This window comes from Streptococcus oralis (assembly GCF_023109315.1).
GTDB classification, from domain to species: Bacteria; Bacillota; Bacilli; order Lactobacillales; family Streptococcaceae; genus Streptococcus; species Streptococcus oralis_BS.
In genome coordinates this window covers 214,272-238,926 of record NZ_JALDUF010000001.1, presented here as the reverse complement: position 1 = coordinate 238,926, position 24,655 = coordinate 214,272, and the positions used below count along the sequence as shown (strand labels likewise).

Genomic DNA, 24,655 nt, shown 5'->3' with positions numbered 1-24,655 from the left:
TTTTATTAAGAATTGAGTCCATTTTATAACAAAATAATTTCAATGTCAAACTTTAGCTAAACCATTTTTTCTAAATAATTCGACTACAAGCCTCACTTCCAAATAAGAGCGTCCATTTTGTTTCTAACTTTGCAGGAAATCAAAATAATCCTTCACATCCTCCACATACCCATGCTTTTCAATTAAACTAGCTAAGAGTTCCAGATTGTGCCCCCGATAGTTGTCATCTCGGCGTAGTTCTTCATACATTTCGATAAAGGGAAGCCCCTTGGACTTGGCCAATTCTAACTCCGCTTCATAATCATAAGAAACTTTTCGGAATAGAATATTTACCAATTCCCCATCTTCTACTTCTATCACGGCATACTGGGCACGGTGATTTTTTAACGCCTCCCAATCAAAATAAGGCATACCAATCGTACCTGGATTGATGATTTGTTGCCCTTGACTTCCATAACGAAGCAACTGCTTGTGGACATGACCATAGACTGCCACATCCGTTTCCTCGTCTAGGAGTTGGTCAAATTTATCTGTGTTATTCCCAACAGACAGGTCCCCACCATAGTTTTTTTCAGGTAAATTATGAGAAAGAGAAAAGCGCAGTCCATCAACTTCTTTCTTTTCTAGCATAGGTAAGCTTCGTAGCCAGACAATCGTTTCAGGATCCATTCGCTCCATCAAAAACTGGGTCAATCGCATGAGCTGGATTTCCTGTGGGTCTTCTAAGCCATATTGCCCATCTAAAGCCTCAAGGACACAATCATCCCAGTTTCCGCGGACAGTCGCTGTGATAGGCAGATCCTTTAGCAGAGCAACCAGACCATTTGCACCTGGACCAGGTAGAAAAATATCTCCCAGAAGCCAATATTCACTGACTCCTTGAGTTTTAGCATCTGCAATCACTGCTTCTAGTGCAGTCACATTGCCATGAATATCTGATAAAATTGCGATTTTATGGTTCATAATGATTTTCCTTTTTCTATTTCATCTAGCCAATTGTGAAACTCCCAACGAAGAGGATTTTCCTTGCCTATTCTTTGTCTCAAATAACCTTGATATTGAAGATAGAAAGCGTAATCTCCCCAACTACTCCACACTTGAGAAGGTTTTGGGATACACAACTGTTTGTTCGCCCTCTCTAACACGATGTTATCTATCGGTACGTGTAAAAAAGGAAAAACGGAGTCTAGGGTTACAGCTTCAAGCATATACAGATACTTGAAAGTCATATTAATCCACTTTTGAGCATGACCATAAGTAAATCGAATCCCATTTGAACGATAGCAATCTATCAGAACATCACAAGTCCTATGATGCCAACTATCAAAATCAGTTTGACACAGCTTGTCCCGATTCAAGAGATTTAAAATCGCTTCTTTGATACACTTAGAGGCCCGATTTCTCATCTCCAAGCGCTGTTCATCTGGCATAACATGAAATCGCAAGGTTCGATTAAAATCCAGATAGGCTCGAGTAGTTGCAGCCAAAAATAAATCTTTTGTATTCCCAAAGTAAGCAAATCGTAAAAAAAGGAGTATATCTCTGTCAATCTCAATCCTATTCATTTCTTCTACTTTCTATCTAGATACTTATTCTAATTCTTTTAATGGTTCCGCTACTTGAGCCAACTCCACTTCTTCCTGCGGGTTCAACTTTCTCTGAACAGCTTCTGCGACTGCCCTTGGAACACCAACTTCGACAATCTCATCCACACTGGCTTCCTTGATTTTAGTGAGAGATTTAAAATGCTTCATAAGATTCTGCTTGCGTTTGGGTCCTAGACCGTCAATCCCATCCAATTGAGATGAAAAGGAATTTTTTGAGCGCAGTTGCCGGTGGAAAGTGATAGCAAAGCGGTGCACCTCATCTTGGATGCGTTGGAGGAGGAAAAATTCCTGAGAATTTCGTGATAACTCCACCACCTCAAGCGGATCTCCAAAGAGTAGCTCATGGGTTTGGTGCTTGTCATTCTTTTGCAGACCTGCAATTGGGATATCCAAACCTAGCTCTTCTTGGATGACTTGCTTTGCGATATTGACTTGACCTTGTCCCCCATCAATGACAATCAAATCTGGCGGGGTTAAACCTTCTCGTTGTACTCGACCATAACGTCTGCGAATGACTTCACGCATACTGGCATAATCGTCTGGACCAACAACCGTTTTTATCTTGTACTTACGGTAGTCTTTTTTACTCGGTTTGCCATTGACAAAGACCACCATAGCTGAAACAGGACTGGTTCCCATGATATTAGAGTTATCGAAGGACTCGATGCGAACCGGAGTCGGGATTTGGAGCAAGCGTCCTAGATTTTCAATAGCCCCTTGGGTCTTTTCGACAGATTTTTCTAGCAGATTGAACTTCTGCTCCAGACTAACACGGGCATTCTTTATAGCCAAATTGACCAGTTGTTTTTTCTCTCCACGCTGAGGTTTGAGAATCTTGGTATCCACCAAGGCCTTAACGGCTTCTTCATCAATATCCTGCGGAATCAGCACTTCATTGGGAACCAGGTGGGATTTTTCTTGATAAAATTGCCCCACATAGGTCAAGAAGTCCTCATCCGGATCATTGTAGTAGGGGAAGAGATTGACGTCCCGCTCGATGAGTTTTCCCTGACGAACAAAGAAAACCTGGACACACATCCAACCCTTGTCCACATAGTAGCCAAATACATCCCGATTTTGGAGATCCTTTGCCATAACCCGTTGCTTGGTCCGAAGTGTTCCAATGGCCTGAATCAGGTCACGGTATTCAGCCGCACGTTCAAACTCCATAGTCTGGGCTGCCTTTGCCATCTTCCCCTTGAGGTCATCGATAATTTTGTCATCCTGTCCTTTTAGGAAATCAGAAACCTCCTGAGCCATGGACTGGAAATAGGCCTCATCTTTCTTACAGATGGTGTGGGCCATACATTGGCCGATATGGTAATAAAAACAAACTTTAGACGGCGGGTTGGTACACTTGCGAAAAGGAAAAATCCGATCCAGCAGTCGCTTGATTTCATTGGCTGCCCCTACATCTGGATAAGGGCCAAAGTAGAGTCCTCCGTCCTTCTTGACCTGACGGGTGATAATCAAACGAGGATAACGCTCATTGGTGATTTTGATGAAGGGATAGGACTTATCATCCTTGAGCATGATATTGTACTTGGGCTTGTTTTCCTTGATCAGGTTGATTTCTAGGAGAAGTGCCTCAATATTGGACTCAGTGACGATAAATTCAAAATCCACAATTTCAGACACCAGAGCCTCCGTCTTGGTATCATGACTGCCACGGAAATAGGACCGCACGCGGTTGCGCAGATTTTTAGCCTTTCCTACATAGATAATAGTGCCATTTTTATCCTTGTGAATGTAACAACCAGGGCTGGTTGGTAAGAGCTCTAGTTTTGATTTGATCAAGTTGTTCATAGTTCCATTATAGCAAAAAGGCCGTAACAGGACGAACAAAAAGCCCCACCAACCGCTTAATGGAGGAGCTTTAATTTCTTTTCGGATTGCACCGACTTCATCTAGTCGCTACTGGTATAGAGTTCTTGAACAGCCGTCACATCCCGAGGCTGAATCCCATAGTAGGAACCTGCCGGCTGCATGACAGAAGTTTCGTTGGTATGATCCAATCCGATGGCATGTCCCAGCTCGTGCTCCGCCGTGTGCACGATTCGTTCATAAGAGTAACCATAGTTTGGATTGGATAGATAATAGTGATTCAGGCGAACCGTTACAGATATAAATTGTTTGGTTAACAAATTGGTTTGACTCTCGGCTTGACCAGCTACAGCAGTCGATCCATCATTCATCTCACTTGCCACAATATCTGCCTGGCTAGGATCCGCAACCACCTCAAAGGTAAAGGCTCCCGTTTGATTCCAGTTTTTTATGGCTTCTGCATAGGCACCTTGGAAGGTCTCATCCATTTGAGGCTCAATATAGATGCGAGCTGAGGCCTGATCCCACTTGCCTTCTGCATGTTGGTGACTGTCTGTCTGAGACAAGACTTCCAGCGTTCCCGTCTCCTTCCATTGATTCCAGCCACCTTGACCAATCTTGCTCATTTTTTCAACCTGATTGACTGCAGAACGAAAATCACCAGTCAGATACCAAACCACTCCAAAGGCAATGAGCAGTAGAATGACCACGGTCCAAACCAGACGCCAGAAGAAACGCCAAATTCCCAACAGAAATCGGAAGAATAATCGAATAATCCAGAACATGACACTCCACCTTTCATAAAAATAAGAATCTATCTTGAAATCACATTTTCCTTGATCAAGATAGATTCTCTATTTTACTGAAGAAAGCTGAAAGAAACCTAAAACTAAGATAAGCGTTCTTCCAAGACAAAGTCAATTGGTAGAGTAGCCAAAAAACGTTCCAATTGTTTTTCCCAGTAGTACCACTCGTGCTTACCTGAACTATGACTATAGTTCACCTCAAAACCAAGATTTTTGAGGTTTTTCACTGCGAGATTATTGGCAGAGTAAAGATAGTCTTGTTCCCCACACCAAGCCCATAGTTTGGTCTTTTTATCGGATTTTGCAGCCATACTTTCAAGCGAATGAGGGCTAGCTGTCCAGTCTTTAATCTCTCCAAAAACTCCTCGCCAGTAGGCAAGAGATCCCAGATCCTGACTTTCAGGAGAAAAATCCTGAAAACTGAGCGCACCAGAAAAACTAGCCGCATGAGAAAAACGATTCGTCGATAGAGCGAGTTTGAAGGAACCATAACCTCCCATGGAGAGGCCTGCTATAAAAGTCTTTTCTCGCTTGCTGGTCATATTGGGGAAGAAACGTTTCATGACTTGGGGGAGTTCTTCTGCTAGAGCAGTATAGTAGTTATAGCCATACTGAGTATCTGTGTACCAGCCATTATTTGTATTGGGCATGATAACAATGAGATTGGTTCCACGCAACAAGCGCTCGACATTGGTACGTTTGAGCCAGCTATTTTGATTTCCTGACATTCCGTGCAAAAGGTAAAGAACGGGAATATCTGCGCAATCCGGTTCAGTCACCCGACTAGCATCCGGATAGAGTACGGTAACACCCCACTCCATATCCAAAACTTCCGAGTAATACTCAATATTCATAACTGCCATGATTTTCTCCTTTTACTATTCTATAAGAAAAAGCCGAATATCGACTTTTTCCGTAGGTATTCTGCTTATTATTTAGCTTCCATCACGACTGGCAAAATTGCTGGGCGACGCTTGGTTTGATCAAAGAGGTACTTGGTCAAATTGTCACGAACTTTGCCTTTGAGATCTGCCCAGTCAAAGTCATCCCCTTGAAGATACTCTTCTACCGTTTGGTTAATCAATTCTGAACTTTCACGGAGAATGTCGCGACTTTTCTTAAGGTAGATAAATCCACGCGTATGAACACGAGCCTTAGCCACAATCTTCTTCTCACGACGGTTAACAGTGATAGCCACGATAAAGATTCCATCCTCTGACAAGACCTTACGGTCGCGAAGAACGACATTCCCAACATCACCAATGGCATTCCCATCAATCATGACATCGCCTGCAGAAACTGCTCCAGCTGGGACGAAGTCTCCATGTTCATAGGACATGATCGTTCCCTTTTTAGGGATGAAAATGCGCTCTGGCAACATTCCAACTGCCATGGCAGCCTTGGCATGCGCATCCAACTCACGGTACTCCCCTTGGACAGGGAAAAGATATTTCGGTTGCAAAAGATTGATCATCAACTGCAAATCACGCGCATTTCCGTGTCCTGATACTCGCAAACTCTGGGTAATGAGTTTTACCACACCACCAGCTTGGTAAATCATATTTTCAACGCGAGCCACAACTGCTTCTTTAGCGGTGGATGGAGTTGTTACAATATAAACCAAGTCTCCATCCTTGATTTCTACATAACGGTGGCGCCCAACGGACATCTTGCGAAGTCCATTGATGGGTTCACCCATACGACCAGTCTCTAAGATAATCAACTCATGGTCTTCGAAACGAGACATTTCTTTTGGTTTGATCAAGAGACTTTCATTAGCTAGAGATAATTTTTTGAGACGAATCGCTGTACGGACGATATTTTCAACATCAAATCCAGTCAAAACGACTCGGCGGCCAGTCTCCGCAGCTGCATCAAAAACCTGCTGGATACGAGAAAGGTTGCTGGCAACTGCTGCAACGATGATACGACCGTCCCAGTCAGCGATGGTTTGGGTAATTTCATCCCCAACTTCACTCTCGCTCGCCACCTGAATATTGCTGTCTGCATTTGCAGAATCACTGAGAAGTGCTAAGACACCGTCACGACCGATTTCGGCTAAACGCGCAAAATCCGTCGCATAGGATTCACTAGCCGTCTGGTCAAATTTGAAGTCGCCTGTGTAAACAATGTTCCCTTTTGGTGTTTTTAACACAACTCCCAGACTTTCTGGGATAGAGTGAGTTGTACGGAAGAAGGAAACCACAGTCCCTCCAAAGTCAATCTCCGTATCTTCATCAATCACATGGAAGTCATTGAATTTCTTAACCGTATCATTTCCTTTGACAAAGAGTTTGGCCAACTCGATGGTCAACTCAGAGCCAAACACAGGAACCTTAGCCTCTGCTAAGAGATAAGGCAGGGCACCAATGGCATCCGCATGTCCGTGGGTCAAAAAGACCCCTGCGATACGATCGCTATTTTCAAAAAGGTAGTCCATATTTGGAATGACGACATCAACCCCTAGTTGCTCATTTTCAGGGTATTTAAGCCCTGCATCCAAAACAAAAATTGAATTGTCAATCTCAGCGATGTACATATTTTTCCCATTTTCTCGTACACCACCTAGTGTTGTTAAACTAATATTACTCATTTTTCCTCCGAAACTTAATTATCTTGATTATAGGGTAGGTTTACCCTCTTATTCTAAAAGTTCTAAAACTTTCAGCCGAATCTTTTCCTACCATTATACCATTTTTTTGATGATTTTCAAAACGAAGATTTGTTTTCAAAAAAGAGCTGGTTACCCAACTCTTTCCTAACTTCTACTATTTCTCCATTAAAAAGTCATATATTTCTTGCACGGTACCCAGCGCCATCATTTCTTGGTCTTTAACGGTCTGTTTGAGATTTTGGTAAATCTGACTTTCAGCAATTTCCTTTTTCGGCGCTTCTTTATTGACTGTCATGACACCATCTTTGATCGTCACAAAGCCCAGCTCCTCAAATACTTGGATCATCTTGACCAGCAAGATTTGTTGGATATTGAGATAAGTCGCCAAATCTTTGAGCTTGTAGCGAATATCAAACTCTGGGAACTGGTAAATAGTCTTGTACAATTTGGCAAACTGTTCCCTAGTCCCGTAACCTGTCAGATAGTAGGCCTTATCGATGTCATTTTTGAAATAGACAGCAGAGAAATGCTGTTCCTGAAAAATGGTCTTCAGCAAGGTAATATCCTCAGGAATGGTTTTTACAACCACAGCATCACTGGTCGCTAGATCTGGCACCTCTCCAGAGAAATCCAAGACTGGAATTCCCTCTGGCAAGACTGCATTCTTCCCACGAATGTTAAAGAGTTGAACACCTTCCACACGCGCATCCACCATCATCAACTGGAGAGCAGTTTGGCCATTCCATTGATTGACAGACAGGGTGACTGCCAATTCTAGGTTTTTTGTTTGAGCAAACTCTGTTGCCCATCTACCTTGTCCAAAGGCCACCACTTCAAAGCTCGCCTCACCCTTGGAAATTTTTAGTTTGAGGTGGGCATTGCCTGCCCCCATAGTACGGGCACTTTCGACATGAAAATCCTTGATATAAAAGACAGGTTTCTGATTGTCCATTCCAAAAGGTGCCAAGCGTTCAAAGCTTTTAACCGTTTCCAAGCTAAGAGTCTCCAAATCTAACTCTTCATCTAGATTTAACTTGTTCTTGCCACTAGCATCTGCGCCTTTTTCACGGACATAGTCTTCCAAAACCTGAGATAAATCTGAAAGTTTCTCAACTTCCAGCGTCATACCCGCCGCACCAGCATGGCCACCAAAGGCTATGAAGAGGTCGCGATGGGGGTCTAGGGCTTCAAAAATATCGACTGCTTCCACACTACGAGCGCTACCCTTAGCACGACCCTCCTCTATATTAAGAACGATGACTGTCTGCCCTAGTTCTTCCAGCAAACGACCAGCAACGATACCCAGAACGCCAGGATTCCAGCCTTCCTTGGCCAAAACCTGAACCTTCTTCTCAGGATCCACCATGGTCTTAGCTTCTTCATAGATTGACTGAACGATTTCCTTGCGCTCTTCGTTTTTCTGATGAATCATGAGGGCAATCTCATGTGCTTCCTCATCGTCAAACCCAGTCAGCAAATCAATGGCAGGGTTGGGATCATCCAAGCGCCCCAAGGCATTTAAACGAGGGGCAATCTGAAAGCCAACCGTTTCTTCTGTCACTTCATTCGCAGCAATCCCAGCCATGTCTAGCATTTCTTGCAGGCCGATGCGCTGAGTATGCCCCAGCATTTCCAGACCATATTGAACCAAAATACGGTTTTCATCCGTCAAACTTACCATATCCGCAATGGTACCGATAGCGACCAAATCAAGCAATTCCACTTGCACTTCTTCTAAAAGAGCACAAGCTAGCTTGAAAGCCACTCCGCATCCGGCCAACTGTTTGAAAGGATAGTCCGCATCTGGATGCTCAGGGTGAACAATCGCATAGGCATCAGGAAGGGTTTCAGGCATGGAATGGTGATCGGTCACAATGACATCTACTCCCATAGACTGGGCCAATTCAATGGCTTCGTGACCTGCAACCCCATTATCCACTGTCACAATCAAGGAAATACCCTCTTGCTCGATAAAGTATTTATAGACACTGGCATTGGGACCATAGCCATCGGTAAAACGATTTGGCAGATAAACTCGGCACTCCGCGCCAAGCTGTTCCAAACTTTCCTTCACAATCGAAGCTGAAGTCATACCATCCGCATCGTAGTCTCCATAGATGAGAATGTTTTCCCCTTCTTCAATGGCCTGACGAATCCGTTCCACTGCCTTATCCATATCATGGAGCAGATAGGGGTCATGCAAGTCCTCTAAAGAAGGTTCTAAAAACTTCTTTAGACTTTCTTCATCCTGAATCCCTCTTTCAAATAATAACCGAGCCACTTCAGGACCCAGCCCAGCCTTCTTGGCTATCTTTGTAAAATCCGCATCTTCTACCTGCGGGGCAAACTGCCATTCATAAGTAGGAGTTATCAAAAAAACATCCACTCTTTCTAAGAATTCTATCGTTTCATTATAACATGATTTAGGCATTTTCTCTATTCAGATTGCTTTGTACAAAAATTTTACTAACTTTTTTCTGATATTATTTGACAAGACAAATCTTTTGGTGTAGAATCATGTTATAAAATCTAACACAAAGGAGATCTCTCATGGCTTTAGTCGAATTTAAACACGTCGAAAAATATTACGGAGACTACCACGCACTCCGCGATATCAATCTCCGTTTTGAAAAAGGACAAGTCGTTGTCTTGCTTGGACCTTCTGGTTCTGGAAAGTCCACTCTTATCCGTACAATCAATGGTTTAGAGGCTGTTGACAAAGGTAGTCTCTTGGTCAATGGACACCAAGTCGCAGGTGCTAGCCAGAAAGATTTAGTTCCTCTTCGTAAGGAAGTCGGCATGGTTTTTCAACATTTTAATCTTTATCCACACAAAACAGTGTTAGAAAATGTAACACTCGCACCCATAAAAGTTCTAGGAATTGATAAAAAAGAAGCTGAAAAAACAGCCCAAAAATATCTGGAATTTGTAAATATGTGGGACAAGAAGGATTCTTATCCAGCTATGCTATCTGGTGGTCAAAAACAGAGAATCGCCATCGCACGTGGTCTTGCCATGCATCCGGAACTCCTCCTCTTTGATGAGCCAACATCTGCCCTTGACCCTGAAACCATCGGAGATGTTCTAGCAGTTATGCAGAAACTAGCACATGATGGGATGAACATGATCATCGTTACCCACGAAATGGGATTTGCCCGTGAAGTTGCTGACCGCATCATCTTTATGGCCGACGGAGAAGTTTTGGTGGATACGACAGATGTCGATGACTTTTTTGACAACCCAAGCGAACCTCGTGCCCAACAATTCCTCAGCAAAATTATCAACCACGAAAGTGACAAAGTCAAATAAGGAGGCGCCTATGAAAAAGAAATTCTTTTTATCAGCTCTATTTATGAGCCTTTTCAGCCTTACCCTAGCTAAGCCAGTTCAAGCAGACACCAGTGTCGCAGATATTCAAAAGAGAGGCGAGCTAGTTGTCGGTGTCAAACAAGACGTTCCCAATTTTGGCTACAAGGATCCCAAGACAGGGACTTATTCTGGTATCGAAACGGACTTGGCCAAGATGATTGCGGACGAGCTCAAGGTCAAGGTTCGCTACGTTCCTGTTACCGCTCAAACCCGTGGCCCACTTCTTGACAATGAACAGGTCGATTTGGATATCGCGACCTTTACCATCACAGAAGAACGTAAAAAACTCTACAACTTCACCAGTCCCTACTATACGGACGCTTCTGGCTTTTTGGTCAATAAATCTGCCAACATCAAAAGCGTTGAAGACCTGAATGGCAAAACCATCGGAGTTGCCCAAGGTTCCATCACCCAACGCCTGATTACCGAACTAGGTAAAAAGAAAGGTCTGAAATTTAAGTTTGTAGAACTTGGTTCCTACCCAGAATTGATTACTTCCCTTCACGCTCACCGTATTGATGCCTTTTCCGTGGACCGTTCTATCCTGTCTGGCTACATTAGTAAACGGACCGAACTACTAGATGATAGTTTCAAGCCATCTGACTACGGTATCGTCACCAAGAAATCAAATACCGAGCTAAACAACTATCTTGATACCTTGGTCACTAAATGGAGCAAGGATGGTAGTTTGCAGAAACTCTATGACCGATACAAGCTCAAACCATCTAGCCATACTGCAGATTAAGGAGGACACCCCATGACAGATTTATCATCTTGGACAGCCTATTTTCAGGATTTTGGACAATTTTTCAATGGTTTCCTCTTCACTCTTGCCCTAGCAATTGGATCCTTTATCCTAGCTATGGTCTTAGGAATCATCTTTGGAGTCCTATCAACTAGCAAACATCAAATTTTAAGAATTTTGGCTCGTATCTTTGTCGAATTTTACCAAAACACCCCCCTCTTGGTGCAGTTTGTCATCGTCTTTTATGGTCTACCTCTTATCAGTGAACACACCATCATGATTCCAATCTATTGGACAGCTGTACTCTGTGTAGGACTCTATCACGGCGCCTATATCGCTGAGGTTATTCGTTCAGGGATTCAGTCTATTCCTAGCGGTCAGATGGAGGCTGCCCTATCGCAAGGTTTCACCTATATCAGTGCTATGCACTTGATTATCTTGCCTCAGGCCTTCCGTATCATTCTCCCTCCTTTGACCAACCAAATCGTTAACCTCATCAAAAATACTTCAACGGTTGCTATCATCTCTGGAGTGGACTTGATGTTTGTGACCAAGTCTTGGTCAGCTCTCAACGGAAACTACATCCCTGCCTTTCTAGGTGCTGCCCTACTCTACTTTGCCCTTTGCTTCCCTGTCGCCCAATTTGGTCGCAAGATGGAGCAAGCCAATAAAAAAGCCTATTCACTTTAGGAGGTTACTATGGAATCTATTTTAGAAGTTTTGACCCCAGATAACCTAGCCTTTATCTTTAAAGGATTTGGCTTGACCCTCTATATCTCTCTGATTGCTATCGTCCTCTCGACCCTTATCGGAACAGTGCTAGCCGTCATGAGAAATGGGAAAAATCCCGTCTTACGAATCATCTCCAGCATTTATATCGAGTTTGTACGTAACGTTCCCAACCTTCTCTGGATTTTCACCATCTTTTTGGTGTTCAAGATGAAGTCCACACCAGCAGGTATTACTGCCTTTACTCTTTTTACCTCAGCAGCCCTAGCTGAGATTATCCGAGGCGGTCTAAATGCCGTGGACAAGGGCCAGTACGAAGCAGGAATGTCGCAAGGATTCACTTCAGTGCAAATCCTCTACTACATCATTCTCCCACAAGCGATCCGTAAAATGCTGCCAGCCATCATTTCTCAGTTTGTAACCGTGATTAAGGATACCAGTCTCCTCTACTCTGTTATCGCCCTACAAGAACTCTTTGGCGCCAGCCAAATTCTCATGGGACGTTATTTCGAACCAGAGCAGGTCTTCAGTCTTTATATCCTGATTGCCTTGATTTACTTTATCTTTAACTTTGCCATTTCTAGCCTGTCTCATATGCTAGCAAAACGTTGGCAACAAGCCGCAGAATAAAAACGAAATGTGAACTCAAAACAAGGGTTCATATTTTTTGCTATAAATGAAAAAGGGCAACTCAATGCTATGCAAACGTTTTACTTTTTTGGTAAAATGACTTTAAAACCATAACGCAAGGAGAAAAACAATGATTCAAGACCTTTACAAAGAATTCTCTCAACTGGAACAAGTAGAAGCTATCGCTCTTGGTGGTTCACGTGCAGGACAAGACTACAATCAAAATTCTGACTATGACGTTTATATCTATCTCAACTCTCCTATTGATGAGGCGACTCGCCTAAAAATTTTGAGTAAATACTGCTCCTATATGGAAATTGGAAACCAGTTTTGGGAGTTAGAGGATGACTGCGTACTAAACAACGGTATCGAAATCGAGTTGATTTATCGTTCACTGGATTCGTTTGAACAAGAATTGAACTCAACCGTTTTTCAACACAAAGCTCAAAATGCCTATACAACTTGCATGTGGCATAATCTACTCCACAGCAAGATTCTATACGATCCGAATGGACACTATGCTTCGCTCCAAAGAACCTACCAGATTCCCTATCCACAGGAACTCAAAAAACAGATCATCGAAAGGCAACTCCTTTTGCTAGAACAAGCCATTCCTGCCTTCTCTCACCAAATAGAAAAAGCTATCAAACGCCAAGATCTTCTCAGTATGAATCATCGTACGAGTGAATTTTTTGCTTCCTACTTTGACTTGTTATTTGCGCTCAATGAGCAAACCCATCCTGGTGAAAAACGAATGTTGGAGTACGCAAAGACCCATTGTACACTCCTCCCTAAGCAATTTGAAAAAACTATTCGCAAGTATTTCCAACTACTCTATCAACCACAACAAGGAGAACAAGCGATCGTAACCTTGCAAACTATCCTGAAGGAACTAAAAGCCATTTTGCCATAGACCAAAAAGAAAATGTGAACCTCTGCTGCTGTTCACATTTTTATTTGTCGTTGACTGTAAAATTCTAGTCTACTCATATTCAGTTGCCTATTTTGACTCTCTCTGAAAATCTGCAACCAGGTTAGAAATTGTTCAATTGATTGACGAGCAATCATGAAGCCGTTCCAAAAACCGCACTCACAATCACTTACCCTGCTCTTTCATTACTAGTGACAATTTTCCCCTTAGGGTTACTACAAGATTTTTTAGACATTCTAACAAGAATTACAATATGAATTTTACATATTACCATAGAACACCTCTATAAGAGAAAATCAGAGCTAAAATTAATAAAATATAGAATGCGATAAAAAGCCATCTCATCTTCACACATAGAGCAATGTATTCTCTAATAAAGGCCGATGGGATATAGTAGGCGGCTGTACGGCAACCAAGGCCATCTCCCTTCATCCCAATACGGCGAGCATAGGTACTGGTACGAAAAACATGGTAATCATTGGTCACAAAGAGAAAACGTGGACTGGCCACCAGCTTCTCTCCCATTTCTTTTGAGAAGAGAAGATTCTCATAGGTCGTCGTTGAGTTTTCCTCTAGGAGAATCGCTTCTCTCGGAACATCTGTCTCTTCCAACAAATAATTACAAATTGCCTGAGCTTCGGAAATCTTCTCATCCCCACCTCGACCACCACTTGCGATGATTTTAACATTGGGATTGAAAGACTGGTGATAAGCTTCTACTGCCTTATCAATGCGACTCTTCAGTAAGGGAGTCACTTTTTCTCCATTCAACAAACCTGCTCCGTGAATGATAATAAAATCATAATATTTTTTCTTAGGAATAAAAAGATACAGGATAGAATAAAGCAGAAATCCTGCAAAGGCAAAACCAAAAATCAAATACGAATAAATCAAAAAGAAAAAGATAATATTCACTAGATGATTGGTGTAAAACAGGCCCTTGGTATCGCTCACTCGAATCGCCATGATCACAAAAAAGAATAGAATCACACAACCTAATCCTAGAGACAAATAATTCGCCTTGGATTTCCCCTCTTTCTTCAATAACACAAATCCGTTATAAATAAGGAAAAAGCCACTTAGAAAAACTAAAAGAGGCAGCAGGAGAAAAAACCCTGCAAAGAAAACCATGTGCAATTCTTCTTGCCCAGCCTCATAAAAAAGATTGGCAATGGACATATAAGAAAAGAGCAGAGACAAAAGTAAGAGAGCTGGATTCCAGAGACTGCGATTGTCCCTTAAAAACGAAACGAGAAAAAGTAGGACAAAAAATCCTGTGATAAAGTACATAGTCTCCTCCTTTGATGACTACATTGTACCATAATTGTGGCAATAGAAAAAGAGGAGCCTAGCCCTCTTATTTTACAATTCTTGCTTCTGCATCTGCCACAACCTGAGCCAGACTCATCTGACGAAGTTGATTTTCCATAGCTACTTGGATATCCAGCAATTTCTGATCCAAGACCTTATGAATATTAGCCCCTACTGGACAGTTAGGATTGGGATTGTCATGGAAACTAAAGAGCTTACCAGATTTTCCTAAACATTCGACTGCCTGATAAACATCAAAAAGGCTAATATCTTGGAGGTCTTTGATAATTTCGGTACCACCCGTCCCACGAGCAACTGAAATCAATCCAGCTTTTTTGAGTTGCGACAAAGTCTTACGGATAATGACTGGATTAACTCCAACGCTAGCTGCGAGAAAATCACTGGTCACCTTGCTTTCCCGGCCCTTGATAGCAATGATAATTAGCATATGGGTCGCAATGGTAAATCGACTTGAAATTTGCATTTTGTTCCCCTTTCACCTGAGATTCTCATCATCTCTCTTCTCATACTCATTATACCCCTTTTTGATGTCATGTCAATCATTACTACTATCTAACCATGCATCCAACTCAATATCATGCCCCTGTTCTTGGGCAATCTCATACAGAAGTTCCTGGTTATGAGTGTGGTGAATCCCATTTACCAAACTTTCATAGTAGATCTGGAAATAGGGAAGCTTTAAATCTTTAGCCAACTGCAATTCAGCTTCTACATCATAATCCACTCGATGAAAATCAACATCAGACAAACCTGCTTCATCAAACTCTAAAATCATATACTGGGCCCGTAGGTCCTTACGTAATCCCGCATCTAAAAAGAAGGGTTGTCCAATGGACCCTGGATTAAGAATCAACTGTCCATCACTTCCATAACGAAGCAACTGTTGGTGGATATGACCATATACTGCGATGGAGGCATGCGGTTCCGTCACTAATCTATCAAAATCTTCTTGTTTTCCCGTATGAATCAACTCCCTACCCCAGTTTTTATCAGGGAGATGGTGAGTGATTCCCACCATCAAATCACCAAACTGACGATGAACTTGCATGGGTTGATTGTGGAGGTCTTCGATTTCTTCAGGGCTGATTTCTTCTAATATATACTGGCATTGACGTAGGAGGTAGCGATGACTAGCTTTTGTCAAATCTAGCTTACGATGCAAACCTCGCCAGAGACTATTCTCCCAATTACCAAGAACTCTTACAGTGATAGGCAAAGCCGCTAAAAGATTCAATATCCTTCTACGTCCCGTTCCCGGCATAAGAATATCCCCCAAAAGCCAGTACTCATCTACCTTTGCCTTTTTAGCATCAGCCAGTACAGCTTCCAAGGCTGTCGTATTCCCATGTATGTCTGAAAGAACTGCTATTTTCGTCATCCTTTCTCCTCTTTTCCTCTTACTTCTTTTGTTAGTATTATAGCAGAAAACACTCAAAAAGAGCACTATCACTACTCACTGGATTAACTTGTAAAGGCTTCCGAGACGTGCTATAATATAAGTAGAGAGTTCCCCTTCATTTAAGATTATGTGGTATTCAACCTCTCTCAATTTTTGTAGATTGGAGGACTATTGCCATGCGTAACTATCTTAAGTATCTCCCATACTACCTTGTCATTTTCTTCTTTTACTGGCTCCTCTATGAGCTATTCTCACTACTCATCACTGACCCATATACACTGAAGGGACTGTACATTTACAACATTCTCCTCTTTTCACCTTTGGCAACCTTCATCGTGTCCCTTCTTTATAGCTACCGTTTCCAATTCTCACTGTGGTGGCTGCTTGGTGTCGGATTGCTCTATTGCTTTACCATCATCACTTTTAATGAATTCATTCTCGTTTATTTCCTAGCTTATGAACTCTTTGCCCTACTTGGTATGGCTTCAGGTTCGGGTATTAAATACATGCTACAGCGAGGAAAAAATAAAAAACTTTCACAAAATCCTTGAAAAATCTCGCAATCATGCTATAATAATGCATAGAGACAAGTCACTTAGTCCCTTTCTACTAGAGAGTGCGTGGTTGCTGGAAACGCATAGAAAGCCTAAACTGATACTACTCTACTGACTTTTATGCAAACATAAAACGGTGGCTACGTTAAAGCCAATCTGAGGTGTCCCTCTTTTTTGAGGAACATAAATGAAGGTGGAACCACGTTGCGACGTCCTTTTAAGGATGTCGCTTTTTGTTTTATCAGAAGGAAGAAGAACGATGCTTTATATGATTGGCGGATCACCTTGCAGTGGAAAGTCAACAATTGCCTCACTTCTTGCTAGACAATATCAACTACTTCATATCAAACTGGATGATTTGATAGAAGAGATGATGAGTCAAGCAAGTGCAGACTCACAGCCGATTTGCCTTCTTAGGCAGGATAGAAATCCAGAAGAGATGGCAGATGAAGAATGGCGCTTTTATTAAGTGAGATTTTTCCTTATGTAAAATCTCACTTAATAAAAAATCAAAACAGACCTCTCTTGGTGGAGAGAGCTGGACTTTTGCCTCACTTGGTAAAGGAGCTTGAATGTCCAACGTCTTCCTATCTATGCTTGACTCCAACAGCCGATTTTCAAAAAAAGCATTATACACAGAGAGAATGGGTTCCTTATGTCTTAGAGGGTACAACCAACCCTGAGCAAGCTTTTGAAAACTGGATGCAACGAGATATTCTTTTTGCTCAAATGGTTCGTAAGGAAGCGATGAAATTAGGCTATCCTAGTCTCGTAACAGATGGTAGTCAACCAGAAAATCAGACTGCGGAAGAAGTTGCTCGGCTCTTAAAATTGTCCAACAAAAATAGAATAAATATTTAAGGAGAAAACCATGATTAAGATTACTTTCCCAGATGGCGCTGTTCGTGAATTCGAATCTGGCGTTACTACTTTTGAAATTGCCCAATCTATCAGCAATTCCCTAGCAAAAAAAGCCTTGGCTGGTAAATTCAACGGCAAACTCATCGACACTACTCGTGCTATCACTGATGATGGAAGCATCGAAATCGTGACGCCTGATCACGAAGATGCTCTGCCAATCTTGCGCCACTCAGCTGCTCACTTGTTTGCCCAAGCAGCTCGTCGCCTCTTCCCAGACATTCATTTGGGTGTCGGTCCAGCTATCGAAGATGGCTTCTACTACGATACCGACAATACTGCTGGTCAAATCTCTAACGAGGACCTGCCTCGTATCGAAGAAGAAATGAAAAAAATCGTTAAAGAAAACTTCCCATCAATCCGTGAAGAAGTTACCAAAGACGAGGCCCGTGAAATCTTCAAGAACGACCCTTACAAATTGGAATTGATTGAAGAACACTCAGAAGACGAAGGCGGTTTGACTATCTACCGTCAGGGCGAATACGTGGACCTCTGCCGTGGTCCTCACGTCCCATCAACAGGTCGTATCCAAATCTTCCACCTGCTCAACGTAGCTGGTGCCTACTGGCGTGGAAATAGCGACAACGCGATGATGCAACGAATCTACGGTACAGCTTGGTTTGACAAGAAAGACTTAAAGAACTACCTTCAAATGCGTGAAGAAGCCAAGGAACGTGACCACCGTAAACTCGGTAAAGAGCTTGACCTCTTCATGATTTCACAAGAAGTCGGACAAGGTTTACCATTCTGGTTACCAAACGGAGCAACTATCCGTCGTGAATTGGAACGCTACATTGTTGACAAGGAAATCGCTGCAGGCTACCAACATGTTTACACTCCACCAATTGCCTCAGTGGAACTCTATAAAACTTCTGGTCACTGGGATCACTACCGTGAAGATATGTTCCCAACTATGGACATGGGAGACGGTGAAGAGTTTGTCCTCCGCCCAATGAACTGTCCTCACCATATCGAAGTTTATAAACACCATGTACACTCATACCGTGAATTACCAATCCGTATCGCTGAGATTGGCATGATGCACCGATATGAAAAATCTGGCGCCCTTACAGGCCTTCAACGTGTACGTGAAATGTCCCTAAATGATGGCCATACTTTTGTAGCTCCAGAACAAATTGAGGAAGAATTCAAGAAAATTCTTCAATTGATTATCGACGTGTATGAAGACTTTAATTTGACAGATTACCGTTTCCGCTTGTCCTATCGTGACCCAGAAGATAAACACAAATACTTTGACAACGATGAGATGTGGGAAAATGCACAACGCATGTTGAAAGCAGCTGTTGATGACATGGGTGTTGAATACTACGAAGCTGAAGGTGAAGCAGCCTTTTATGGACCAAAATTGGATATCCAAGTGAAAACAGCTCTCGGTAAGGAAGAAACTCTTTCTACCATCCAGTTGGACTTCTTGCTTCCAGAACGTTTTGACCTTCACTACATCGGAGCGGATGGGGAAGAACACCGTCCAGTAATGATTCACCGTGGGGTTATCTCAACCATGGAACGCTTCACAGCTATCTTAATTGAGAACTACAAGGGTGCCTTCCCAACATGGCTTGCACCACATCAAGTGACCCTTATCCCAGTATCTAACGAAAAACATGTGGACTACGCTTGGGAAGTAGCCAAGAAACTCCGTGACCGTGGTGTCCGTGCAGATGTAGATGAGCGCAATGAAAAAATGCAGTTCAAGATCCGTGCTTCACAAACAAGCAAGATTCCTTACCAATTGATCGTTGGGGACAAGGAAATGGAAGACGGAACAGTCAACGTTCGTCGCTATGGCCAAAAAGAAACACAAACTGTCTCAGTTGATGACTTTGTTCAAGCTATCCTAGCTGATATCGCCCACAAATCACGCGTTGAGAAATAAAACAATCACAGTCTGAGAAACATTTTTCAGAGCCAGAAAAAGCAACAACTATTTCAGCTGTTGCTTTTTATATTTTATTTAATCTGAGCTAGTAGTGATTGGTCAAACCACAACACAAGATTTGCTTTCATGAGTTAGATAAGGTCAATATCCTCAATCCTTATCTGCTTCATTTTCTTTTACGAGCTCTTTTTGTGAATCCTTTTCAGAGAGTTTTTGATCGATATACTTGTTAATGGTTTCATAAAATTCCTTGGTCGTATCACTGTCTAATTTTGTCGAATTATGAACTTGATTGACTTTTAATTGAACAGATTGAATACCGTAAGAGGCTTGTTTTTGATGGAGCGTTTCTAATTCTTCTTCTGAAATCGGATCTCCAACAACCGTCAAGACCAATTCATTGTTCCTTGACTTGTAGACTTGATTAATGACCGTATGATTGGCGAACTCTTTTCCTACAAACTGTTTGATTCCTTCTTTTCGCGCTTGATCTATCGTCAGAGTGACTGCTGAATAGCTGGCTGGAAGAACCAATAATACAATCAAAGATGTCAAGCCAATTCTCATTTTAATATTTAGCTCTTTAAATGAACTTAAGGGAGATTTCCTCATCAAAATTCTTGTTCCAACAATGTTGGTTAGCATGATAAAGACACAGTTGATCAAGAAAAGATAGAGAGCTCCAAATAAAAATCGTACATTTCCATTAGCTAAACCATAGCCTGCAGTACAGATAGGTGGCATCAGAGCTGTTGCAATGGCTACTCCTGGCACGATATTGTTTGCTTCTTTTTTCCTTGAACCAATTACGCCTGCTATCCCACCAGCAATAGCAATGAGAACATCCCAAATGGTTGGAGAGGTTCGTGCAATCAATTCGCTACTTTCATAAGATAAGGGAGAAATCCAGAAATACAGAGCCGAGACAAGCAAGCTAACCAATACTTGAGTAAATAAAACCTCTAGAGATTGCTTGATTAAACGCGTATCAAAAATAGCTAAACCAAATCCAAGTCCAACAATCGATGTCATAAGAGGGGAAATCAGCATGGCTCCAATAATGACAGCTGTTGAATTCATATTTAGGCCGATAGAGGCAATAAAAATCGCACACATCAAAATCACTGTATCTCTTAATCGAACATGAAGATCATCATATAATTTCTCACGGTATTCACGTGTTGAATAGTTTCCGGTCATTGGTTACTCCTTTTATTTCATATAATCTTGTTTCTGCATGGATGATGGTAGAGAAACTTCTGTCCAATCTTACATATTTTTAATTCTCACCTGTTATTCTTTTGAAAATTATCCTTTAAATATCCGTCAGTCCATCCTTAGCATTATATCAAAAATTTTACAGTCTTTCTCCAAAGAAATCTATCAATTGAACAGATAGAGAAAGTTATCGTCAACCTCATGGTATCATCGACTACTTCAATGACCTTGAGAACTAAACTAAGCATATGATAAGCAAAGGCCAATGGAGAAATGCAAAAATTACAGGAAGGAAGAAAACTGTCAAGATTTGCTTGTTAATGGTTTGCTTAATCTGCTTTTGATCTAGACCTACCTTTTCGTTCGTGGTCTTCATATCCCTCAGAGATTTGTTTATAATAGATAAAATAATTTACTAGGCTACACGGTTAAAGATAGAAAAGCCCAGTTGTTTTATCCTGGGCTCTTATCTACTCTTCTCACTCAAGGACTAGGTTCACTTGAGCAAACTGAATCCGCACTGTCGTTCCTTTTCCGACCTCAGACTCGATACGAATCTGGTGACCCAGTTCTTCAGAAATTTTCTTAGATAGGTAGAGGCCAAGTCCAGAGGACTGTTGGGTCAAACGGCCATTGTATCCTGAAAAGCCACGTTCAAAGACTCGGAGCACATCACTGTTTTTAATCCCGATTCCCGTATCCTTGATACAGAGCTCCTGGCCTTCCATATAGATCTCCAAACCACCTTGCTTGGTGTATTTGAGGCTGTTTGAGAGGATTTGTTCAATGACGACCAACAGCCACTTCTTATCGGTCACGATGATTTTGTCAAGGTCATGTAGATTGACCGTCAGTCCCTTTTGGATAAAGAAAAGAGCATACTTACGAACCACTTCCTTAACTAAGTCATCCACTTGAACCTTTTCAAATACCAAGTCATCGTGGAAGCTTTCCAAACGAAGATACTGCAACACCAGATTGGTATAGGAGTCAATCTTAAAGATTTCCTGTTCCAGTTGCTGCTTGACCTCCCGATCAGAAACTTCTGCCACTAAAAGTCGACTAGCCGCAATGGGGGTCTTGATCTGATGAACCCACAAGGTGTAGTAGTCAAGCAAATCCGTCAGTTTACTTTGGGCTTCTGACTTCTTTTGATACAATTCAGACTCACGCTCTTCGAGTTTTTCCGCTAGCACACATTCCAAAGGAGACTTTGGGTCTCTTTCAGCATAGAGCACTTCCTGCCGGTAAACCTGAGCTTCTGCAAAAATATCCCAAACCAAAAATAAAAGGGTTAAAAAGCTACTGAGGAGGAAAAAATAGAAGAAATAAAATCCTATACTAGCGAATAAAAACTGAAAGAGAAAAACAAGAAAACCCAATGAAAAAATATAGACAAAAAGACGACTGCGAGAACGCAGATAGGCCAGAAAAAATAGTTTCCAATCAAGCATGTTTCAGTCCGTACCCTATTCCCTTCTTGGTTTCGATAAATCCTGCCAAGCCTTGCTCCTCCAACTTTTTGCGCAAGCGAGCAACGTTGACAGACAAGGTATTGTCATCGATGAAAAAGTCGCTATTCCAGAGTTCCCGCATCAGGTCATCACGCGCCACGATATTACCCGCATGTTCAAACAAGACCCGCAAAATTTGAAATTCATTCTTGGTCAAACTCAGGACTTCCCCCTGATAGTGCAGGTCCATAGACTTGGTATTGAGGATCACACCCGCATACTCTAGCAGACTTTCATCCCGTCCAAACTCATAGGAACGGCGCAACAATCCCTGAACCTTGGCAAGGAGCACCTGCTGGTCAAAAGGTTTGGTTATAAAATCATCCGCACCCATATTGATCGCCATAACGATATCCATCGCCTGATCTCTCGAAGACAGAAACATGATAGGTACCTGAGAAATCTTGCGAATCTCCTGGCACCAGTGGTAACCATTAAAGAGTGGCAGGCCAATATCCATGAGGACCAAATGAGGTTCTGACTGAACAAAAAGGCTCAATACTTCCATAAAATCCTCTACCAAAACGACCTCAAACCCCCATTCTGAGAGCAGTTTCCCCACTTGTTGCCGAATAACTTGGTCATCTTCTACTAGTAAAATCTTGTGCATGCGCTCCTCCTTCGCTCTTATTATAACAGATTTTCCCCATGGATAAAACGCAAACCTGTATTTAAACCAGCTCGCTAGCAGTATAGCAAAATCTAGTAAGCCCACTAGCTAATTCTTGGTAAATGTGATAGGATAAACATAGAGAAAGGAGCTTTTATGGCCAATATTTTTGACTACCTCAATGATGTAGCATACGATTCCTTTTATGACCTCCCCGTGAATGAGTTAGATGTTCTTGCCCTTACTGAATTAACCTACCTTGCTTTTGATGATGTAGTTACCCAAGAACCAAAGCGCATCATAGATCTAGCACCTCAAATTCCTAGAGAAACGACGATGCTGACCAATAAAAACCGTCTCCAGTTGTTGGATCAACTCGCTCAGCACAAACGCTTTAAAAATTGCAAGCTCTCAGACTTTATCAACGATATCGATCCTGAATTGCAAAAACAGTTCGCAGCTATGACTTATCGTATCAGTCTCGATACCTATTTGCTTGTTTTTCGCGGGACGGATGACAGCATCATTGGCTGGAAAGAAGATTTCCATATGACCTATATGAAGGAAATCCCAGCTCAAAAACATGCTCTTCAGTATTTACAGGACTTTTTTGCCCAACATCCTAACCAAAAGGTTATCCTAGCAGGACACTCAAAAGGGGGCAATTTAGCTGTCTATGCTGCCAGTCAACTTAATCCAAACTTGCAGAAAAACATTATCGCTGTCTATACTTTTGATGCCCCTGGACTTCACAAGGAACTAACCGAAACACCAGGCTATCAAAATATGATGGAAAGAACGAAAGTATTTATCCCACAAGGTTCTATTATCGGGATGATGCTGGAAATTCCGGATAAAAAAATCGTCGTTCGAAGCACCGCCTTAGGTGGCCTTGCCCAGCACGACACCTTTAGTTGGCAGGTTGAAAACAAACACTTTGTCCAACTGGACGAGACCAATAGTGACAGCCAGCAAGTCGATACAACCTTCAAGGAATGGGTTGAAACAGTTCCTGACGAAGAACTGCAACTCTACTTTGATCTCTTTTTTGGAATCATTCTCGATGCGGGCATCTCCTCTATCAACGATCTTTCTTCCTTCAATGTCATTGAACACATTCATCAACTCTTTGTACAAGCTCAATCCCTTACTCCCGAAGAAAGAGAAACCATGGGGCGCTTAACCCAACTCTTGATTGACACCCGCTACCAAGCTTGGAAAAATCGTCAAGGTACGAAAAAGACTTTCTGATACCCTAAGTATCCTCTTCTATGCTATACTTAGTTTAGTGCATTCTTTGAGATTGGAGCCAGTATGAAAATCCATAAAACCGTGAATCCCATTGCCTATGAAAACACTTATTATCTGGAAGGGGACCAACACCTGATTGTGGTGGACCCAGGTAGCCATTGGGAAGCTATTCGCAAGACTATCGAAAAAATCAACAAACCAGTCTGCGCGATTCTCCTGACCCACACCCACTACGACCATATTATGAGTCTGGACTTGGTTCGTGATACTTTTGGAAATCCCCCAGTTTATGTAGCAGAGAGTGAAGCTAGCTGGCTTTATACACCTGTAGATAATCTCTCTGGTCTCCCTCGTCATGATGATATGGCAGACGTGGTCGCAAAACCAGCAGAACACACCTTTGTCTTTCATGAAGAATACCAGCTTGAGGAATTCCGTTTTACCGTTCTACCGACCCCAGGACACTCTATTGGCGGTGTTTCTATCGTCTTTCCTGATGTCCATCTAGTCTTGACCGGAGATGCTCTTTTCCGCGAAACCATCGGACGGACAGACCTTCCTACAGGTAGCACGGAACAACTCCTCCATAGCATTCAGACGCAACTCTTCACCCTCCCTAACTACGATGTCTACCCTGGTCATGGTCCAGCTACGACTATCGCTCACGAAAAAACCTTTAATCCCTTTTTCTAACAAGCAAAAAA

Annotated in this window: 22 protein-coding genes and 2 pseudogenes; 10 read left to right on the top strand and 14 right to left on the bottom strand. The window is 42.2% G+C overall.

What is annotated here, in order from left to right; genetic code table 11:
- Window positions 1-123 precede the first annotated feature (123 nt).
- The 7 genes from M1F74_RS01065 to recJ all read right to left on the bottom strand — a co-directional run bounded on the left by M1F74_RS01065 (window position 124) and on the right by recJ (window position 9,225).
- Entirely contained in the window at window positions 124-963 is an 840-nt protein-coding gene (locus M1F74_RS01065) for a metallophosphoesterase family protein (protein ID WP_247946055.1), read from the bottom strand.
- Window positions 960-1,565: a hypothetical protein gene (locus M1F74_RS01060; RefSeq protein ID WP_247946054.1), complete on the bottom strand. Its 606-nt coding sequence runs from the start codon at window positions 1,563-1,565 to the stop codon at window positions 960-962. The genes M1F74_RS01065 and M1F74_RS01060 overlap by 4 nt, the downstream gene beginning before the upstream one ends.
- A gap of 24 nt (window positions 1,566-1,589) precedes the next feature.
- The gene (gene uvrC / locus M1F74_RS01055) at window positions 1,590-3,413 is read right to left on the bottom strand and encodes an excinuclease ABC subunit UvrC (RefSeq protein ID WP_247946053.1); all 1,824 of its coding nucleotides are present in this window, start codon (window positions 3,411-3,413) and stop codon (window positions 1,590-1,592) included.
- A gap of 101 nt (window positions 3,414-3,514) precedes the next feature.
- Window positions 3,515-4,216, bottom strand: coding sequence for a M57 family metalloprotease (locus M1F74_RS01050; protein ID WP_247946052.1), 702 nt, complete (start codon window positions 4,214-4,216; stop codon window positions 3,515-3,517).
- 104 nt (window positions 4,217-4,320) lie between these two features.
- On the bottom strand, window positions 4,321-5,100 hold the full coding sequence (locus tag M1F74_RS01045) for an alpha/beta hydrolase (RefSeq protein ID WP_000290043.1): 780 nt from the start codon (window positions 5,098-5,100) through the stop codon (window positions 4,321-4,323).
- A gap of 68 nt (window positions 5,101-5,168) precedes the next feature.
- Complete coding sequence (locus tag M1F74_RS01040) at window positions 5,169-6,830, bottom strand: ribonuclease J (protein ID WP_247946051.1); 1,662 nt, start codon at window positions 6,828-6,830, stop codon at window positions 5,169-5,171.
- 175 nt (window positions 6,831-7,005) lie between these two features.
- Window positions 7,006-9,225, bottom strand: a complete 2,220-nt coding sequence (gene recJ / locus M1F74_RS01035) for a single-stranded-DNA-specific exonuclease RecJ (RefSeq protein ID WP_247946212.1) — start codon at window positions 9,223-9,225, stop codon at window positions 7,006-7,008.
- Window positions 9,226-9,401: 176 nt separating this feature from the next.
- Here recJ and M1F74_RS01030 point away from each other — a divergent pair, with 176 nt between their 5' ends.
- From M1F74_RS01030 to M1F74_RS01010, 5 genes are all read left to right on the top strand, one after another.
- On the top strand, window positions 9,402-10,160 hold the full coding sequence (locus M1F74_RS01030) for an amino acid ABC transporter ATP-binding protein (protein ID WP_001229577.1): 759 nt from the start codon (window positions 9,402-9,404) through the stop codon (window positions 10,158-10,160).
- 10 nt (window positions 10,161-10,170) lie between these two features.
- Complete coding sequence (locus M1F74_RS01025; RefSeq protein ID WP_247946050.1) at window positions 10,171-10,965, top strand: transporter substrate-binding domain-containing protein; 795 nt, start codon at window positions 10,171-10,173, stop codon at window positions 10,963-10,965.
- A gap of 12 nt (window positions 10,966-10,977) precedes the next feature.
- Entirely contained in the window at window positions 10,978-11,655 is a 678-nt protein-coding gene (locus M1F74_RS01020) for an amino acid ABC transporter permease (RefSeq protein ID WP_247946049.1), read from the top strand.
- A 9-nt stretch (window positions 11,656-11,664) separates the two neighbouring features.
- Entirely contained in the window at window positions 11,665-12,324 is a 660-nt protein-coding gene (locus M1F74_RS01015) for an amino acid ABC transporter permease (protein ID WP_000443846.1), read from the top strand.
- A gap of 130 nt (window positions 12,325-12,454) precedes the next feature.
- The gene (locus tag M1F74_RS01010; protein ID WP_247946048.1) at window positions 12,455-13,237 is read left to right on the top strand and encodes a DUF4037 domain-containing protein; all 783 of its coding nucleotides are present in this window, start codon (window positions 12,455-12,457) and stop codon (window positions 13,235-13,237) included.
- A 285-nt stretch (window positions 13,238-13,522) separates the two neighbouring features.
- On the opposite strand, the gene M1F74_RS01005 is transcribed toward M1F74_RS01010, so the two are convergent.
- The 3 genes from M1F74_RS01005 to M1F74_RS00995 all read right to left on the bottom strand — a co-directional run bounded on the left by M1F74_RS01005 (window position 13,523) and on the right by M1F74_RS00995 (window position 15,965).
- Complete coding sequence (locus M1F74_RS01005; protein WP_247946047.1) at window positions 13,523-14,545, bottom strand: YdcF family protein; 1,023 nt, start codon at window positions 14,543-14,545, stop codon at window positions 13,523-13,525.
- 67 nt (window positions 14,546-14,612) lie between these two features.
- Window positions 14,613-15,050, bottom strand: coding sequence for an Rrf2 family transcriptional regulator (locus M1F74_RS01000; protein ID WP_001167382.1), 438 nt, complete (start codon window positions 15,048-15,050; stop codon window positions 14,613-14,615).
- Window positions 15,051-15,122: 72 nt separating this feature from the next.
- The gene (locus tag M1F74_RS00995) at window positions 15,123-15,965 is read right to left on the bottom strand and encodes a metallophosphoesterase family protein (protein ID WP_247946046.1); all 843 of its coding nucleotides are present in this window, start codon (window positions 15,963-15,965) and stop codon (window positions 15,123-15,125) included.
- Window positions 15,966-16,162: 197 nt separating this feature from the next.
- Between M1F74_RS00995 and M1F74_RS00990 the strand changes: the two genes are divergently transcribed.
- The 3 genes and pseudogenes from M1F74_RS00990 to thrS all read left to right on the top strand — a co-directional run bounded on the left by M1F74_RS00990 (window position 16,163) and on the right by thrS (window position 19,355).
- On the top strand, window positions 16,163-16,537 hold the full coding sequence (locus M1F74_RS00990; protein ID WP_247946045.1) for a hypothetical protein: 375 nt from the start codon (window positions 16,163-16,165) through the stop codon (window positions 16,535-16,537).
- A gap of 262 nt (window positions 16,538-16,799) precedes the next feature.
- Window positions 16,800-17,401: pseudogene (locus M1F74_RS00985) on the top strand (AAA family ATPase).
- A gap of 10 nt (window positions 17,402-17,411) precedes the next feature.
- Window positions 17,412-19,355 carry a threonine--tRNA ligase gene (thrS, locus tag M1F74_RS00980; protein ID WP_247946044.1) on the top strand — a complete coding sequence of 648 codons (1,944 nt, stop codon included), beginning with the start codon at window positions 17,412-17,414 and terminating at the stop codon, window positions 19,353-19,355.
- Window positions 19,356-19,508: 153 nt separating this feature from the next.
- Here the strand turns inward: thrS and M1F74_RS00975 are convergent, their stop codons facing one another.
- The 4 genes and pseudogenes from M1F74_RS00975 to M1F74_RS00960 all read right to left on the bottom strand — a co-directional run bounded on the left by M1F74_RS00975 (window position 19,509) and on the right by M1F74_RS00960 (window position 22,700).
- Window positions 19,509-20,558, bottom strand: a complete 1,050-nt coding sequence (locus M1F74_RS00975; RefSeq protein WP_247946043.1) for a DUF389 domain-containing protein — start codon at window positions 20,556-20,558, stop codon at window positions 19,509-19,511.
- A 143-nt stretch (window positions 20,559-20,701) separates the two neighbouring features.
- Window positions 20,702-20,980 (bottom strand): annotated as a pseudogene (locus M1F74_RS00970) (ABC transporter permease); the annotation flags it as partial.
- Between the two features lie 75 nt (window positions 20,981-21,055).
- Window positions 21,056-22,030, bottom strand: a complete 975-nt coding sequence (locus M1F74_RS00965) for a HAMP domain-containing histidine kinase (protein WP_247946042.1) — start codon at window positions 22,028-22,030, stop codon at window positions 21,056-21,058.
- Window positions 22,023-22,700 (bottom strand): response regulator transcription factor, encoded by a 678-nt coding sequence (locus M1F74_RS00960; RefSeq protein WP_000548985.1) that lies wholly within the window; start codon window positions 22,698-22,700, stop codon window positions 22,023-22,025. The genes M1F74_RS00965 and M1F74_RS00960 overlap by 8 nt, the downstream gene beginning before the upstream one ends.
- A 156-nt stretch (window positions 22,701-22,856) precedes the next feature.
- On the opposite strand from M1F74_RS00960, the gene M1F74_RS00955 reads away from it, so the two are divergent.
- The gene (locus tag M1F74_RS00955) at window positions 22,857-23,951 is read left to right on the top strand and encodes a DUF2974 domain-containing protein (RefSeq protein ID WP_001273840.1); all 1,095 of its coding nucleotides are present in this window, start codon (window positions 22,857-22,859) and stop codon (window positions 23,949-23,951) included.
- A 63-nt stretch (window positions 23,952-24,014) separates the two neighbouring features.
- Window positions 24,015-24,644, top strand: coding sequence for an MBL fold metallo-hydrolase (locus M1F74_RS00950; protein WP_247946041.1), 630 nt, complete (start codon window positions 24,015-24,017; stop codon window positions 24,642-24,644).
- The last annotated feature ends 11 nt before the right edge of the window (window positions 24,645-24,655 follow it).